The organism is Candidatus Venteria ishoeyi (genome assembly GCF_030378065.1).
Classification (GTDB): domain Bacteria; phylum Pseudomonadota; class Gammaproteobacteria; order Beggiatoales; family Beggiatoaceae; genus Venteria; species Venteria ishoeyi.
Genome location: NZ_JAUCGJ010000018.1, coordinates 51,214 through 66,342 on the forward strand (window position 1 = coordinate 51,214; position 15,129 = coordinate 66,342).

Here is a 15,129-nt window from a genome sequence, read left to right on the forward strand (position 1 = left end):
TATGGAAATAAGCGCGAGAGCTTGCAACACCACCACCGCCATAACCAGACATACCACTCATGCCGCCCATGCCAGACATACCGCCCATGCCGGACATACCGTGCATACCAGACATACCGCCCATGCCAGACATACCACTCATGCCGCCCATGCCGGACATACCGCCCATGCCGGACATACCGCCCATGCCGCCCATACCAGACATACCGCCCATCCCGCCCATGCCGGACATACCGCCCATACCGCCCATACCGCACATACCGCCCATGCCGGACATACCGCTCATGCCGCCCATGCCGGGCATACCGCTCATGCCGCCCATGCCGCACATACCCCACATGCCGCCCATGCCGCACATACCGCACATGCCGCCCATGCCGGACATACCGCCCATGCCGGACATACCGCCCATGCCAGACATACCACTCATGCCTTTTTGTTTCGCATCTTCAGCAGCAATGCTCAATGGGGAAGCTAACAGAGTTGCAACCGCGACAGTTAAAGCAATTTTATTAAAATACATACAATATTCCTCCAAAGGATGTTTTTTTACTTATTAAAAATAAAGTTTGAGGATTTTTTACCCTCTTGTTTCAATCTTGAGGTAGCGCATTTGCACAACATTTGTCTTAATGGCAAGGCTTGTGCCAGCCTTTTATTATTGATATTAGGTATTGATTTTAATGGTTTTTTATCACTCGCCCAGCGATGCTGCTAACACCTTGGACGAATAAAACCTGCCATTTTGTCAGGGACAAAACCGAACTCTGCCTAAAACCACCGATTTTAGTGCTTTGTTTGGCCTGACATTTTGTCAGTTACTTTTTCCCCGGCTCAGGTACCCATAAAATCACATGTCCCTCTGCGGGTTCCTGGATATTCCAGCCGTGGCTTTGCAAACTGTTTTTTATCTGCTCAACAAATTGCGCAGGCATTGCCTGTCCTTGTAGCGGGGGTACCAGTAATACGCTGTTATCTGCGAGTTGTTGCACACTCCATGTCTCAGTCGGTGCTGACATCAATTGCTGTTGAGCCTGAGTCACTTGTATATCCATGCGGGGTTGTGCCATTTTTGGATAAGGCTGTACTGGTATATGCAGGGTATCAGCCACAGCTTCAGCAGCTTGAATGCCTGGTTTTTTTTCAGCTTCTCCAGCTTTAAACGTCAAGCTATCAATTACTGGCTCCACAGCTTGAATACTTGTTTTTTTCTCAGCTTGTTCAGCTTTAGGTACCAAGGTATCAGGCATTGGCTTCACAGCTTGAATGCCTGCTTTTTTCTCATCTGCTTCGGCTTTAAACACCAAGGTTTCAGCCGTCAGTGCCTGAGGTTTTTGTACTATTGATGCCGCTGGCTCCTGTATTGTTGATGCCGCTGGCTCCTGTATTTTTTCATTGCTGTTTGCTGTCGGTGGAATCGTGTGTGTTACCGGTTTTGGCTCTGCCTGGGATATGGGCTTGGGTTTTTGTGCCGACACCGACTGCTCTGATGGTGTTTGCTTACCCACGACCAGTGCTAATATCAGCATCGCAACGAACGCAGAACCGCCAAACAAAATTAACTTATTCTCTGCTTGCATTGGCGCAACTCCTTTTATTTTTTTACATGCCAGCCGCGAAGATCATAAGGCCCAGTCATACCCGGACGTGTAAAAGGGGTATACCAGGCACCCTGATACTGTATAAAACTTAAACTGGCTGGATAGGGTTGTGACACGCCTTGTAATGCTTGTTGATACCAGGCTGGTGACCTAACATATTGTTGAATGCGGGGGGCATTGGCAGGTCGTTGGTAGGGCTGGCTTCCCGCAACAAAAGCATAGCTCAACGCAGGCTGAATCAGTAGTAAACCAAATATCATCAATATAAATCGTTTCATCTTAAGGTCATCCCCTTTAATCTGATTTTTTATCAAAAAATAAAATATGGGCTTGTATCACTGCGCTTAAATACCGCAGCAAAACAAAAAGCACACCATCAGGTGAATACCTACAACAACTATGCCATGACCATAAAGTATTGATATTAAAAAATAAAAACAATCTTATATTATGCTGAACCCGAACTGATATGACAAAATGTCATAACCATAAAAATCCCAAAGCCTTTGTCACAAGTGACGTGTTACACTTACGGCTTTTGGCGTTGCGCAAAAGCTTCATAATGTACCTTAAGGCACAAAAAAGTTGCTGCTTGAATCGACTACGTTATCAGCCTTGTTTTGATGGGTTTTAGACCTTCCAGGTTTTAAAAACCTGGAAGGTCTTTTTTATGAACTGGATTCGTTACAGTCTGAACCGGCAATTATTATTCAGTCTCAGTGCTGGGCTGATTTTAAGTTCATTATTTTGTTTAATATTGTTTGCAGGCCTTTATCACGCGCAACTGGCAGAAGAGCGTAGCAGCGCCTCCGTTGCAGTGAATCTTTTACTACAAACCTCACTGGAAAATGCCATGCTCAAACAGGATTTGGATGGCTTGCGTGACATTGTGCACAGACTGGGGGAACAGGAAGATGTGGAGCAGGTTTTTATTGTTAACCCGCGTGGAGAAATCCGCTTTGCTTCTGTAACCGGCTTACTCGGAAAAACCATTCAATGGCCCAATCAAACCTTACCACAACAACCCCACACTGATTTTCTAAAAACCGAGGCAGGTGAAGTCCTGCGCAGTATCAACCCGGTGCATAACAAAGCCCCCTGCATACAATGTCACGGCCCACTAGAAAAAAAACCGGTTAATGGCGTGTTGTTTGTTGATTACGCCGCAGCCCCAATCCGGGCAAAAGCGCGCACCACGACCTTATTGTTTATCGGTGCCGGTATTATTATTATCAGTTTAACCTTGCTGATGCTATGGTTTTTTATCAGCCGCATGGTACTCAAGCCCGTACAACACCTGGCACAAGCAGGCCAGGAACTGGCAGCAGGCAATCTGGCAGCCAGGGTACAAGTGCATTCTGATAATGAACTGGGACGTTTAAGCACTACCTTTAATCAGATGGCAGAAACCCTGCAAACAAAAATGCGGGAACTCAATGAACAGGAAGCTTTTTTACAAGGGCTGCTTGATGCCATTCCTGATGGTATTCGGGTACTGGATACAGAGCATCGTATTGTTAAAGTGAATCATGCCTATTGCAAACAACTGGGTATCAACAGTGAAACGGCGCTGAGTCGGCATTGTTATGATGTTTATCAGCGCGCCAAGCCCTGCGCACCGACATTGAGCACCTGCCCTTTACATGAAATCAACAAAAATTCAAAACCCATCAAAAAACTGAGTCATTATTTTACTAAAGAGGGTACGGAGCGCCCGGTTGAAGTTTTTGCCGCACCCATGAAAATTAAACAAGCAGGGCAAAGCAAATCCTTAATTGTGGAATCGATTCGAGATTTAGAAAAAGCCGTACAGTTTTCACATGAGCAAAAACTCTCGGCAATGGGGCAGGTGGCTGCCGGGGTTGCGCATGAAATTCACAATCCTCTGGCCTCAATACGTCTGGCATTGCAAAACACCTTACGCCTGCTGGATGCCGGTACTTGTGATCCGCCTAAGCTCAGTGAATACCTGACCTTGCTGGATCGGGAAATAGACAAATGTATTGCCGTTACGCAACGCTTGTTGAAATTGACAACCTTAGGCGGCGAACAGCGCCAGCCGGTGAATATTGAAAGCGCCTTACGGGAGACTTTATCACTGCTGGAGTATGAAAGTCAGGAACGCAAAATCACCATGAACATCCAAATCAACACGCCAAATTGCCGCGTACTGGCTCAGGAAAACGATGTGCGTATGTTGATTATGAACCTGGTGCAAAACGCTTTTCATGCCATGCCGCAAGGTGGAAAACTGGATATCATGCTGGAACGTGCGCAGCAGAATATCCAACTCCATATTCAGGATACCGGCGTTGGCATTCCACCTGAGCATTTAAGCAAGATTTTTGATCCCTTTTTCAGTTATCGCGCAGATGGCAAAGCGGGTACGGGGCTGGGCCTGAGTATCAGCCAAAATCTGGCACAACAATATCAGGGACTTATCAAGGTGCATAGCCGTCATGGCGAAGGTGCTTGTTTTACTTTGATACTGCCCGATGCCGAGCAGCTTATCGCCATATAAAAAGGATAAATATTTAATTTTTATCCTTTTTATATGGCAAATGCTGTAATGTTTGAGCTGCAAAACTTCCTGCGCCCGCTGCAAAAGCTTCCTGGGTTTAGGTTGGTTTTCAGTATTGACAATAACAGTAGGGTCATTCATAGTGAGAATCCTGAATGAACAAAAATCCTGTTCCAGATTTTTCGCGTTATATCCAATATGATGGAAAATCTTACGGGATATTGGGTGATATTGGGATATGCGGAAGAATCGCCGTATATCGCCTAAGATATATGCGGAAAAATTGCTCGCATATTGGGGTATATTGGAGTAGTCGGCGATTCGTCCGGCTATAAACAAGTTAGGAAAAACTGATATTCTTCCCTTTGTTTTTTTGTTTTTAGTTCTATTGAAGTTTTTGCGTTTAGTTGAGTTCAGCTTGGCTTCGTTTAAGTTATGTAATTTATTGTAGTTTGAAGCGTTGTTTTTTCGCTTCGTTTCGGTTATGTTGTTATAGTTTTATCGTATTGTGGTGTTAAAGGAATATAATTGTGGATTGGATTATTGCTAATAAAGAATGGCTTTTTAGTGGTTTAGGTCTAATTATATTCACGAGCATAGCCTCAGTTTTTGTAAAAGCATATTTTGAAAGAAAAAAACAACAGCGGCTAAATATTACTACAAGTTTAACAAGGTTTAGCCTGCCGGCCGATAGTGCTATCCCAAAAGACTCATTGAAAATATCCTATAAAAATAAAGAGCATGAGAATTTAGCATCTTATAAAATATCTATTTGTAATGTTGGTCAATTAGGAATAGATGATCAATCTATTGTATTTCTTTTTCCAAAAGGTTCTGTTGTAGACTCAAGTGAAAAAGTAAAATTTAAAAAGTTAGAACCAACAATAAACACTGTAGACTTGGAAGAAAATACAGATAATCCGATAACTGAAATGACTTATTTATTTTCTAGATTAGAACCACAAGATTTAGTTTCTATTTCATTTTTATTAAATTTAAAGCCTGATGAAAAACCAGAGTGTAGTGCAAGAGGTACTGATGCTATACCAACTTGGGGTCAGTATGTCGAGCAAAGTGATTTAGAAAAAGTATTTTTGTTTATTTCTGTATTTATTCTTATTGAGATTATCCCTGGAATATTAGCACCAGTCTTACAGGCACTTCTAATTTTGTATGGCGCACCATTTCTCTCAAAAGTTATTACAGAGTTTTTCTATAAACGAACTCAAAATACAAACAATATTGTTATTGATGGTGGAGAGTTTTAATCTAACGAGGCGTTGTCGTCGGACGCTTTGCCGCCGCTGAATTCTGCGTTAAAAAATAAAGACAGCCATAAAAATATATCAAAATCTAATTATTTCTGTCAAATTACAAGACAGCCATTAAAATATATTCAAATCTTATCATTTCTGTTATCCTGTCCTAAAACCTAAATTCAAAGAGGGATAAAGCCATGCCCACACCACGCAAAGAAAAGAAAAATAAAGACAGCCATAAAAATATATCAAAATCTAATTATTTCTGTTACCCTGTCCTAAAGCCTGAAAAGAGAGATAAAGCCATGCCCACACCACGCAAAGAACAAGTCAGTAAACACATTAACGGTCATTATCATTGCATCAGTCGCGCTGTGCGCCGTGCTTTTTTATGTGGTCTTGATAAGCAAAGTGGCTGCAATTATGAGCACAGACGGCAATGGATACTGGACAGGCTGGAAGTGCTTGCTGGGCAGTTTGCAGTTGAGGTTTGCGCTTACACCATTATGAGTAATCATTATCATCTGGTGCTGCATGTGGATTATGAACAGAGTTTGACCTGGGATGCTGAGGAAGTGGTTAAGCGTTGGTGTACCTTGTTTCCACCACAGGCATTAAAAGATTCTGATGACAAACAAATTGATAATGAAGTGGTCAACGCTTATTTTGCGCGTCTGACAGCAGATGAGGAAAAAGTGAGCTTGTGGCGGGAACGTTTGGCAGATTTAAGCTGGTTTATGCGTTGTCTGAACGAGCCGATTGCACGCCAGGCAAACAGGGAAGATAAGTGTACCGGGCGCTTCTGGGAAGGACGTTTCAAATCTCAGGCTTTGCTGGATGATGCCGCTTTAATTAGCTGTATGGCGTATGTTGACCTTAACCCGGTACGAGCCGCGATTGCCCAAACCCCAGAAGATTCTGAATTTACTTCCTTTGCAGCAAGAGTTGAGATTCAAAAGAAATCAGTCTCAAAACCAGAACCACAAAGCCAATGGCTGTTACCTTTCGCTGAGTCTAAAAAGACCGGGAAACCTCAAGCCACACAGAATGTGCATGTTTGCCTGCCCATCAGCCAGGAAGAATACTTTGAACTGGTGGACTGGACTGGGCGTTGTATTCGTGATGGTAAGCGTGGCGCTATTCCTGTACATATTCAGCCTATTTTGCAACGTCTGGAAATTAAGCAAGACAACTGGATAGATGGCATACAGCATTACGGTAATCATTTTTATAAGGTTGTTGGTATCATGCGGCATTTGCTGGAAGAAACTGAACGGCAGGGGCGCAAATGGTTTAAGGGGCAAAGTGCTGCCCGGTTGTTATACCAATAGCTGATATTTTCATTTCTCATTAAGTCATATTTATGGCACTAAACGACTTGCCATAGGTAGGTTATGGCTGATTTTTGGTTTTTTTCATATGATCGGGCTGTTTTTCCTGGTTTATCTCTGAATTTTATAATTTGACTTGGCTGAGGAAATAGAATGATAGTGTTGTTTTATTTTTTTAATTTATTGGCTGTCTTGTAATTTATTCTGGTTTATCTCTGAATTTTATAATTTGACTTGGCTGAGGAAATAGAACAATAGTGTCGTTTTATATTTTTAATTTATTGGCTGTCTTGTAATTTATATTGTAATTTATTTGCGGACTTGCACAGGTAAGATTTTGCTGACTTCCACTTCCTTGCGGTTATCAACAGCACTGTTTTGTTATTATTATAATGACTGAGCCAATGACAATTACGGCTCACACGCCCTGAAAGGGCAAATAAAAATATTGCAATCATTTTAACCTGCCCTTTCAGGGCGTAAACGTGTCATTCTCTACCTTGGGGCGTTGCCCCAAGCTATATTAAAATACCCCTTTGGGGTGTTAGTGCTAAAACCCATATTTTAAGTTTTACCGTTAAACATCAGAGATAAATCTGTTCGCCTGAAAGGCGAAGGTTTTAACCTTGTGCATGGAAAATAAAAATCCTGTACCCAGTTCCTGCACTTATTTCATCTTCACTCTAAGATAAACGTGCAATAAAAAAGAGCAGGTAAAAACCTGCTCTTTTTTTATTGGTATGGGGATTTTTCAGGTGGCTATTTACGCACCCCAGGCCCATTGATGGGCAGGCCATTACTCATATAAGTATGGAAATATTCCAGATTACGATATTGGCGGCTTTGCGCCTTAAAAGGTTTTGCGCGCACTTGTTTATTACAACCACCATAACGCCGATGCAAGGTGCCAATTTCCCCCCATTTTGAACGATATACAGGGAAATGTGTCACTTGGCCCAGCGCAGGACTTAAGGTTTCAGTACGAATCAATCTACCTGGGCTATAAATGTGGCAATCTGCGCAAGCAAAGTTCAACTGACCGCGTTTGGCATAGAAAAACTTTTTGCCTTCTTCATAAGCCGCTTTTGCGCGCGGGTCATCAGGAATGACAACATTGATAATTTTGTCACGCGAGGTATAGGCCATATAGGCAGAAATTTTGGCGATATTACCTTTTTTCCACTTCAATGGCTTTTCACCATTTTTTTCCCGGCAAGCATTAATATCTTGCTCTAGGGTATGCACTTCACCACTTTTTACATCAAAATAAGGGAAGTTCTGGCGAATGGCAATGCCATCATTGTCAAAACAGCTTGCATAGGTTTTGCCATTTTTAAATGGGGTTTCAAATAATTTCTGCCCTTCTTCAACATCAATCTCATAAGGAGGGAACTCTTCAATCGCTTCCCATTGTGAGCGTGCATCTTTATTCAGTGCATAAACACCATTAACGTAATCTTCATAAGGCACAGTGGAAAATTGTTTTTTAAAATAGGCGACAAAGGCTTCACGGTCAGCTTCTGCGTCTGCAATAGCCAATGAGGGAGCGAGCATGGAAATGCTGGCACATAAATTCAGGCTTAGCACCATTAAAAGCATTTTTCTCATAAATTATTGTTCGGTTATGCCGACTGCTGACGTAACCGCCTCCTTTAAAGTTCTTTGATAGTGAAAAAACGGAGCAGCAGAATTGAATCTACTACTCCGTTCCGGCAGAAAACAACCTGATACTCAGGTCATTTTATTCTGCGCCACCTTATTATTTAATTTTAACATCTAAAGACGCACTTTTTCCCAGGTTGTCACGCCAGGAAACTTTAACCATTTCGTCTTTGGCTCCACCCTTAAATTTAAATGCCATGTAAGGGTTTTTAGAAATCCCGCCACTCCATTGCGCAGTCATGACTGCTTTACCATTATGCTCGCAGAGCACTTCTTCAATAAAATTTGCAGGAATCACTTTACCGCTTTTTTTATCTTTACGGTTACCGGTTTCCATTGGATGGGTGATCAGGGCTTTTACCTGGGTTACATCATTTTTTACTTTGGCTTGTACTCTCATACCGCTTGCCATGGGATTCTCTCCTGATAAAACATAGGCTATGGATTGAGCGCAGGTTTATGCAGACTCAATCTGAATAATAGGAATTTTTAATGCTTGGTGCATTAAATGATAATATTAACCGCCACAACCACCAATGGTGACTTTCACTTCTTTCTTGGCAGAGAATAACTTGCCATCTGCTTTAACGACAGCAATCACATTTGAGGTTTTACCCATTTTAATACGGGTGGATACAAAACCTGCGCCATTGTCACCAAACTGGAAGCTGGCAATCAGTGGTACTGGATTTTTTTCCGCAATAATGGAAATGGATTCCACATTAGGCATGGTTGCAGTCACCTGTACAGGGACTACGGCACCGTTTTCTGCAATATCGGGGGCTTTAATCGTAATATCAGCACTTTCAGTTTGATCTGAACTGCCCAACAATTTACTTAAAGCATCACTAACGGATTTTGCTTCAAAAGCATCCTTTGGCCAGTCTGCTGAAAAAGCAGCGCGTGGCAACAATGCAGCACCTGCTGCGGCAGCACCGCCAACCAGTGCATTAGTGATAAAGGTTCTGCGTTTCATGGTCATCAGTTTATTTCCTCTTGGATTAAAGACTGTAAATAAATTCAACAATTTTGCCAATTTCAGCATCAGAAAGAATGCCGTGCTTCCCAAATGGTGGCATTAAGCTATTTGGATTTGCAACTGTGGCATCAGCAATTTGCGCATGTAAAGCTTCTTTGGATTTATAGCGCGCACTCATATAAATCAATGGTGGTCCGATGTTTCCAGGAGAAACGCCATCTTTGATGACGTGACAGGCCAGGCAATTGCCTTTTTTACGGTCAAATGCCAGCGATTTGCCTTTTTCCATCACACTTTTTTCATCAGCTGCCAGCACCGGGGGGAAACTCATTACCCCCAATATTGCTGTCAGTGCAGTGAAAGTCGTTATCGACTTGATTACTGACTTCATGCAGTTCTTCTCCTTAGGTTGGTTTACACCGGATAATCGGCAACGCTTGGGTTGCCTTGTATATTTTTAAGTTTGGGGGTATTGAGTTTTTTAATCACTACCTGCCCTTTTTGCAGACGTAAATAATCTGCCACAACATCCCAGATGGGGGCACCGGGTGATTTTGAGTCAACCGTTGCCCAACCTGCCACGATGTATTTTTTATGTGCCTCAAACCAGCTTTCCCTCGCTACGGCCTCTGTTCTCGGACAGCCTCCTAGTTTACCGTCTTTCGCATCCATCACCCCGATAAATTTACCATTAGAACCGCTAAGGTTTTACCACTGGCATTTTTGACAATTGTTGGCGCTGGCATGCCATCATGGGTATGTCCTCCCAAAATTACATCAATTCCGGTGATGTGGGAAGCCATTTTCAGATCAACATCCATGCCATTGTGGGATAAAACCACGACCACATCGGCTTTTTCCTGTTCACGCATCTGATTAACGATAAGCTGCATGTCCTTATCGTTAATGCCAAATGTCCAGTCAGGAATAAAACATTGCGGATTGGCAATCGGCGTATAGGGGAAGCTTTGCCCCACCACGGTAACTTTAGTGCCATTAATCTCTTTCATGATATACGGTTTAAAGGCATGACCGCTATCTTCATTAAATGTCGGGGAGCCATCAAACAGAGCTTCTTCTTTAACCTTGACATTCTGCGCGACAAAATCACCATTAAAGGCTTTGATATTGTCCAGAGCTTCTGTATCCAGATAGGTATATTCCCAATGCCCGGTCATAATGTCAACGCCTAATAAATTATAGGCATCAACCATATCCCGGTCACGGGTTTTATAAGCCGTTCCTGAGCCTTGCCAGGTATCACCACCATCAAGCAATAAACTGTTATTATCACCCACCTGGGCACGTAATTGTTTGACTACGGGGGAAACGCCTCCTTTTATTCTTTGTAGCTTATGTTAATTTGTCATGATTTTAATCATTTTTCAAGTCAAAAATTTTATCTGATTGAATTATTGCTAAAATCAACTAAAATAGCCGGTTTGCCGAAAATTAACCTGAGTTCGATGTAAGCTTCTTGTCAGCACGAAAAATGCTGAAAACCGCTTCCATTCTCACGCTAAGTTATTGAAGGCGTCCAAGCCAAGGCTTGGCCTTCTTTGAAAGTAGAAATGATTAAATTTAGTTATATCATCTGGAGAGCCTCGTGAAATACGAAACTGAAGAAGAACAAGTTGAAGCCATTAAAAAATGGTGGAAAGAAAATGGTAACAGCGTGTTAATAGGCCTGACATTAGGTTTTGGCCTGTTATTTGGCTGGCGCTTCTGGCAGGGGCATGTGCAAACACAAGCTGAACTCGCCAGTTATGCCTATGAGCAGGTGTTAAATGCCAGTCGCCAGAGTGAAGCAAATGAAGCGCTGCAAAACAGCACTGCCAATTCACTCAAACAATTGCGTGATGACCATACCGGCAGCGCTTATACTGCCTTAGCCAGCCTGCTGGATGCCAAGCAGAAAAAACAAGCACCCGCCCAGGAATCCTTAGATTGGGTTATCAGTCATAGCGAGCTGAAAGAGCTTAAAGATCTTGCGCGTTTGCATAAGGCCCGTTTACTGGTTGCAGAAAAAAACTTTGATGTAGCCAAAACCTTACTGGCACAACTGCAAAATACCGTGTTTAAATCTCTGGCTGAAGAACTGCAAGGCGACATGCTCGCTGCGCAAGGCGACAAGGCCAGCGCAGCCGAGTCCTATGATAAGGCGTTGCAAAGTAAACATTTGCAAGCCACCCATCGCAGTTGGATACAACAAAAACGTGATGCCTTAGGTGTCTCTGAAGGCATTATCAGTGCAGCGAATGTTGTGCCTGCGGCAACGCCTGCCCCGGAAGTTCCAGCCGCAACTCCGGTAGAAAAAGTGACAGATAAAGCCACTCAAACCCAGCCTGCAACAACAAGTGCTACGGTTGCTGAATCCACTGCGCCGCTTGCAGCGCCTGTGCCCATCTCAGCAACCCCAGTCAAGCCACAATGAATATTTTAGTACGTTTGATTTTTTCAGGATTTGTGTTGACATTGGCTGCCTGTGGTGCCAAGGATAACGCCAAACCCCCGGCAAAACTGGTTGAGTTTAGCCAGTCACTCGGGGTTAATGCGTTGTGGACGCGCAACACCAGTGTCAATTTGAAAGGCAGCAGCCTGAACTTATCGCCACGCTTGAGTGAGTCACAGTTAATTACCGCCTCACCTAAAGGTAAAATTCAGGCGCAATCGTTACAGACGGGACAAAATATCTGGAAACACAACCTCAAACAACCCATTAGTGGTGGCCCTGGCGTTGGACATGGCTTGGTTGTGGTTGCCACCTCTGAAGGTGAAGTTTTTGCCAGAGAATTGAGCGATGGTGCTGAGCGTTGGCATAGCAGCGTTTCCAGTGAAGTGTTATCCACGCCAGCGGTTGCTGAAAATATTGTCATTGTGCGTAGTATTGATGGTCGCGTCACAGGTTTAAGCACGCAAACCGGCAAACGTCTGTGGGTCTATGAGCGTAATGTACCCGCCTTAAGTCTGCGTGGTGCAGGCGATCCCCTGCTTGATGGGCATACCGTGTATATCGGTTTTGCCAATGGGCGTTTAAGTGCTTTAGACATTAGCACGGGCAAACCGCTGTGGGAAACCCGTCTGGCGCAACCACGCGGACGTTCAGAACTGGAACGCATGGTGGATGTCGATGGTGAACTAACCCTGTATGCAGGTACTCTATATGCCAGTGCCTACCAGGGGCGCACAGTTGCCATTGACCCACTCAGCGGTGAAATTTTATGGGATAAGGAGTCTTCCGCTTATGCCGGTTTGAGTGCTGATGATAATGCCGTGTATTTCAGTGATGAGCGAAGCCATGTGTATGCGCTGGAGCGTTACACCGGTAGCAGCTTATGGAAACAGGACAAACTGGATGCGCGTAAAATCACCGCACCGGTCAGCATCGGTGACACCATAGTCGTCGGTGATTTTGAAGGTTATCTGCATTGGCTGCGCAAAGAGGACGGTCAGTTTGTGGCGCGTATGTTGACAGACAAATCCGGCATCCGTATTCGTCCGCTGGTGGTGGATGATAAGTTATTGATACTGACCAATAACGGTGAACTGCATTTTGTACAAGGTGGTGCGCCGTCATCCGATGCAGAAGCTGCCACGGCAAGTGAGGCGACAGAATGAGCCAAAACCTGCCCGTTGTTGTCATTGTCGGTCGCCCCAATGTCGGTAAATCCACCCTGTTTAACGCCCTGACCCGCGCCCGTGACGCGCTGGTTGCCAACCAGCCGGGGCTGACCCGGGATCGACGTTATGGCATCGGGCGGGTCGGCCCTGCCAAATACATGCTGGTGGATACCGGCGGTATTGATGAAGACGATAATGAAATCACAGCACTGATTATGCAGCAGGCGCTGGTCGCCGTTGCTGAAGCGGATGCCGTGATTTTTCTGGTCGATGGTCGTGCCGGTCTTAACGGCATGGATGAAAATATCGCCAAAAAATTACGCGCTTTTGACACGCCGGTATACTTGGCAATTAATAAAACAGAAGGTTTTGACCCCAATCTGGTGAGCGCTGAGTTTCACCGCCTGGGTTTCCCGGAAATGAAAACCATTGCCGCCGTACATGGACACGGTATCAAAACCTTGATGGACAAGGTACTGGCAGACTTTCCAGAACCTGTTGAAGAAACCCCAGAATTAGAAGATGCAGAAGCAGAGCGTGACCGTATTCGGGTTGCGATTATCGGTCGTCCCAATGTCGGCAAATCCACCCTGATTAACCGCATTCTGGGCGAAGAGCGCCAACTGACTTTCGATGCCCCCGGCACCACCCGCGACAGCATAGAAATTCCTTTCGAGCGCGATGGACAACAATACACCCTGATAGACACTGCGGGTGTGCGCCGCCGCTCCAAGGTTCATGAAACCATAGAGAAATTCAGCGTCATCAAATCCTTGCAAGCCATTGAGCAAAGCAACGTGGTGGTGATGTTATTTGATGCCCGTGAAGGCATGACCGTACAAGACAGCACCCTGCTGGGTTACGCCTTAGACAGTGGACGCGCCCTGGTATTGGCAGTCAACAAATGGGATGGCCTGAGCAACGATCAGCGCGATCAGGTTAAATACACCCTGGAGCGGAAACTACACTTTATCGACTTTGCCAAGCCGCGTTTTATTTCCGCCCTGCACGGCTCCGGCGTTGGCAACTTATTTGGTTTAATCCGCCGCGCCTGGTTCTCTTCCATCCGCCAAACCAGTACCTCACGCCTTAACCAGATTCTCAATGATGCCACCAGCGCCCATCCACCACCACTGGTACGTGGTCGCCGCATCAAATTACGTTATATGCACCAGGGTGGCAAAAATCCACCTTTATATATTCTGCATGGCAGCCAGGTGGAATCCCTGTCCAACGCCTATCGGCGCTATATCATGAACACGCTGCGCGAAGTACTGCAATTGGAAGGCACCCCCATCAAACTGGCTTTCAAACAAAGCAGCAATCCTTATGAAGGTAAGAAAAACACCTTGAATCAGCACCAGATTAATAAAAAGCGGCGTTTGATGAAGCATCATAAGAAGAAAAAGTAGTTTAACCTCAATCACTTCAGGCAAAGGCGTGTTTGGAATCCGGGCGGGAATTTATAAAAGGGGACGCTACTATTGACCTTAAGGATACAGGCACGTGGGGTGAGCCTGATGAAGAAACCAAAATCCCCTGGGAAACCCACTCAGGGAGAAAGTTGCAGGTTAAACTACAACGTTGGAACAACCTGCTGATGTGTGGAAAAATAGATGCACCGATGTACGAAAAGCCGTTCGACTTGGTTCGTTGCCAGGTATTCGACCAACAAGATAAGTTGGTGTTCAAAAATATTTTATGGTTGATTGTCTTTGGCAAACGACGATGCGAAATAAGAAGTGAGGATGAAATAAGTGCAGGAACTGGGCACAGGATTTTTATTCATTTTCAAGGCGTGAAAACAGGCGCATAGCAAGCTATGTAACTGTTTTCAGAACGCAGGAAATGAAGAAAAAGACCAGCCAAGTTTCTGAAGTTATTATTTGTTTTTACCAGTTACTGTACTAGCCTGTTTGGCCTATACTCAACTATGGATGGCCTCACCGTTATGCGTTATGCTACCCAATCCATGGGAACGCTACATATCGGAATGGAAAGCACATCGCTTGCCCGGTTCTGCACAAGTGCAACGTGACTACGAACGAATTATTCGGGCACTTGGGACACCGGCATGTACACCCAAACCCCGGGGAAATTCGCCGGGACGAGCAAAAGGGGGATCACCAGGTAAACGTCTACGTCAACCGATAAT

The 15,129-nt window shown here is 44.5% G+C and carries 16 protein-coding genes; 7 read left to right on the forward strand and 9 right to left on the reverse strand.

All coding sequences use genetic code 11. The annotated features are described in order from the left end of the window. From QUF61_RS07995 to QUF61_RS08005, 3 genes are all read right to left on the reverse strand, one after another. On the reverse strand, positions 1-523 hold a 523-nt coding region (locus QUF61_RS07995), incomplete at its 3' end, for a hypothetical protein (RefSeq protein ID WP_289681272.1). A gap of 295 nt (positions 524-818) precedes the next feature. Beyond that, entirely contained in the window at positions 819-1,580 is a 762-nt protein-coding gene (locus QUF61_RS08000; protein ID WP_103921203.1) for a hypothetical protein, read from the reverse strand. A 14-nt stretch (positions 1,581-1,594) separates the two neighbouring features. Continuing rightward, entirely contained in the window at positions 1,595-1,879 is a 285-nt protein-coding gene (locus tag QUF61_RS08005; RefSeq protein WP_146066817.1) for a hypothetical protein, read from the reverse strand. A gap of 392 nt (positions 1,880-2,271) precedes the next feature. On the opposite strand from QUF61_RS08005, the gene QUF61_RS08010 reads away from it, so the two are divergent. From QUF61_RS08010 to QUF61_RS08020, 3 genes are all read left to right on the forward strand, one after another. Next, complete coding sequence (locus QUF61_RS08010) at positions 2,272-4,122, forward strand: ATP-binding protein (protein ID WP_289681273.1); 1,851 nt, start codon at positions 2,272-2,274, stop codon at positions 4,120-4,122. A 530-nt stretch (positions 4,123-4,652) separates the two neighbouring features. Then, on the forward strand, positions 4,653-5,390 hold the full coding sequence (locus tag QUF61_RS08015) for a hypothetical protein (RefSeq protein ID WP_289681274.1): 738 nt from the start codon (positions 4,653-4,655) through the stop codon (positions 5,388-5,390). A 296-nt stretch (positions 5,391-5,686) separates the two neighbouring features. Then, the gene (locus tag QUF61_RS08020; protein ID WP_289681275.1) at positions 5,687-6,712 is read left to right on the forward strand and encodes a hypothetical protein; all 1,026 of its coding nucleotides are present in this window, start codon (positions 5,687-5,689) and stop codon (positions 6,710-6,712) included. A gap of 759 nt (positions 6,713-7,471) precedes the next feature. Here the strand turns inward: QUF61_RS08020 and soxA are convergent. The 6 genes from soxA to QUF61_RS08050 all read right to left on the reverse strand — a co-directional run bounded on the left by soxA (position 7,472) and on the right by QUF61_RS08050 (position 10,651). After that, on the reverse strand, positions 7,472-8,320 hold the full coding sequence (gene soxA / locus QUF61_RS08025) for a sulfur oxidation c-type cytochrome SoxA (protein WP_103922051.1): 849 nt from the start codon (positions 8,318-8,320) through the stop codon (positions 7,472-7,474). 151 nt (positions 8,321-8,471) lie between these two features. Further along, positions 8,472-8,786, reverse strand: a complete 315-nt coding sequence (gene soxZ, locus QUF61_RS08030; RefSeq protein ID WP_103922050.1) for a thiosulfate oxidation carrier complex protein SoxZ — start codon at positions 8,784-8,786, stop codon at positions 8,472-8,474. A gap of 105 nt (positions 8,787-8,891) precedes the next feature. Then, a complete protein-coding gene (soxY, locus tag QUF61_RS08035) occupies positions 8,892-9,356 on the reverse strand; it encodes a thiosulfate oxidation carrier protein SoxY (RefSeq protein ID WP_306438056.1) in 465 nt (154 codons plus the stop codon). A 19-nt stretch (positions 9,357-9,375) separates the two neighbouring features. Further along, the gene (gene soxX, locus QUF61_RS08040; protein ID WP_289681276.1) at positions 9,376-9,669 is read right to left on the reverse strand and encodes a sulfur oxidation c-type cytochrome SoxX; all 294 of its coding nucleotides are present in this window, start codon (positions 9,667-9,669) and stop codon (positions 9,376-9,378) included. A gap of 98 nt (positions 9,670-9,767) precedes the next feature. Further along, on the reverse strand, positions 9,768-10,025 hold the full coding sequence (locus QUF61_RS08045; RefSeq protein ID WP_177428645.1) for a hypothetical protein: 258 nt from the start codon (positions 10,023-10,025) through the stop codon (positions 9,768-9,770). Beyond that, positions 10,025-10,651, reverse strand: a complete 627-nt coding sequence (locus tag QUF61_RS08050; RefSeq protein ID WP_289681277.1) for a thiosulfohydrolase SoxB family protein — start codon at positions 10,649-10,651, stop codon at positions 10,025-10,027. The genes QUF61_RS08045 and QUF61_RS08050 overlap by 1 nt, the downstream gene beginning before the upstream one ends. Before the next feature lie 308 nt (positions 10,652-10,959). On the opposite strand from QUF61_RS08050, the gene QUF61_RS08055 reads away from it, so the two are divergent. Genes QUF61_RS08055 through QUF61_RS08070 form a run of 4 tightly spaced genes read left to right on the forward strand, consistent with a single transcriptional unit; the run spans position 10,960 to position 14,790 of the window. Beyond that, positions 10,960-11,787, forward strand: coding sequence for a YfgM family protein (locus QUF61_RS08055; protein ID WP_289681278.1), 828 nt, complete (start codon positions 10,960-10,962; stop codon positions 11,785-11,787). After that, on the forward strand, positions 11,784-12,971 hold the full coding sequence (gene bamB / locus QUF61_RS08060) for an outer membrane protein assembly factor BamB (RefSeq protein ID WP_289681279.1): 1,188 nt from the start codon (positions 11,784-11,786) through the stop codon (positions 12,969-12,971). The genes QUF61_RS08055 and bamB overlap by 4 nt, the downstream gene beginning before the upstream one ends. Beyond that, positions 12,968-14,386 carry a ribosome biogenesis GTPase Der gene (der, locus tag QUF61_RS08065; RefSeq protein WP_289681280.1) on the forward strand — a complete coding sequence of 473 codons (1,419 nt, stop codon included), beginning with the start codon at positions 12,968-12,970 and terminating at the stop codon, positions 14,384-14,386. Before bamB ends, der begins: the two co-directional genes overlap by 4 nt. A gap of 32 nt (positions 14,387-14,418) precedes the next feature. After that, complete coding sequence (locus tag QUF61_RS08070) at positions 14,419-14,790, forward strand: hypothetical protein (protein WP_289681281.1); 372 nt, start codon at positions 14,419-14,421, stop codon at positions 14,788-14,790. Positions 14,791-15,129: the final 339 nt, after the last annotated feature.

Bases quoted from the DNA above. Each gene is read 5' to 3' on its own strand.
- QUF61_RS08020 (WP_289681275.1), top strand. From the start codon at position 5,687: ATGCCCACACCACGCAAAGAACAAGTCAGTAAACACATTAACGGTCAT.
- der (WP_289681280.1), top strand. From the start codon at position 12,968: ATGAGCCAAAACCTGCCCGTTGTTGTCATTGTCGGTCGCCCCAATGTC.
- bamB (WP_289681279.1), top strand. From the start codon at position 11,784: ATGAATATTTTAGTACGTTTGATTTTTTCAGGATTTGTGTTGACATTG.
- soxA (WP_103922051.1), bottom strand. From the start codon at position 8,320: ATGAGAAAAATGCTTTTAATGGTGCTAAGCCTGAATTTATGTGCCAGC.
- QUF61_RS08045 (WP_177428645.1), bottom strand. From the start codon at position 10,025: ATGGATGCGAAAGACGGTAAACTAGGAGGCTGTCCGAGAACAGAGGCC.
- soxY (WP_306438056.1), bottom strand. From the start codon at position 9,356: ATGACCATGAAACGCAGAACCTTTATCACTAATGCACTGGTTGGCGGT.
- QUF61_RS08005 (WP_146066817.1), bottom strand. From the start codon at position 1,879: ATGAAACGATTTATATTGATGATATTTGGTTTACTACTGATTCAGCCT.
- QUF61_RS08000 (WP_103921203.1), bottom strand. From the start codon at position 1,580: ATGCAAGCAGAGAATAAGTTAATTTTGTTTGGCGGTTCTGCGTTCGTT.
- QUF61_RS08010 (WP_289681273.1), top strand. From the start codon at position 2,272: ATGAACTGGATTCGTTACAGTCTGAACCGGCAATTATTATTCAGTCTC.
- soxZ (WP_103922050.1), bottom strand. From the start codon at position 8,786: ATGGCAAGCGGTATGAGAGTACAAGCCAAAGTAAAAAATGATGTAACC.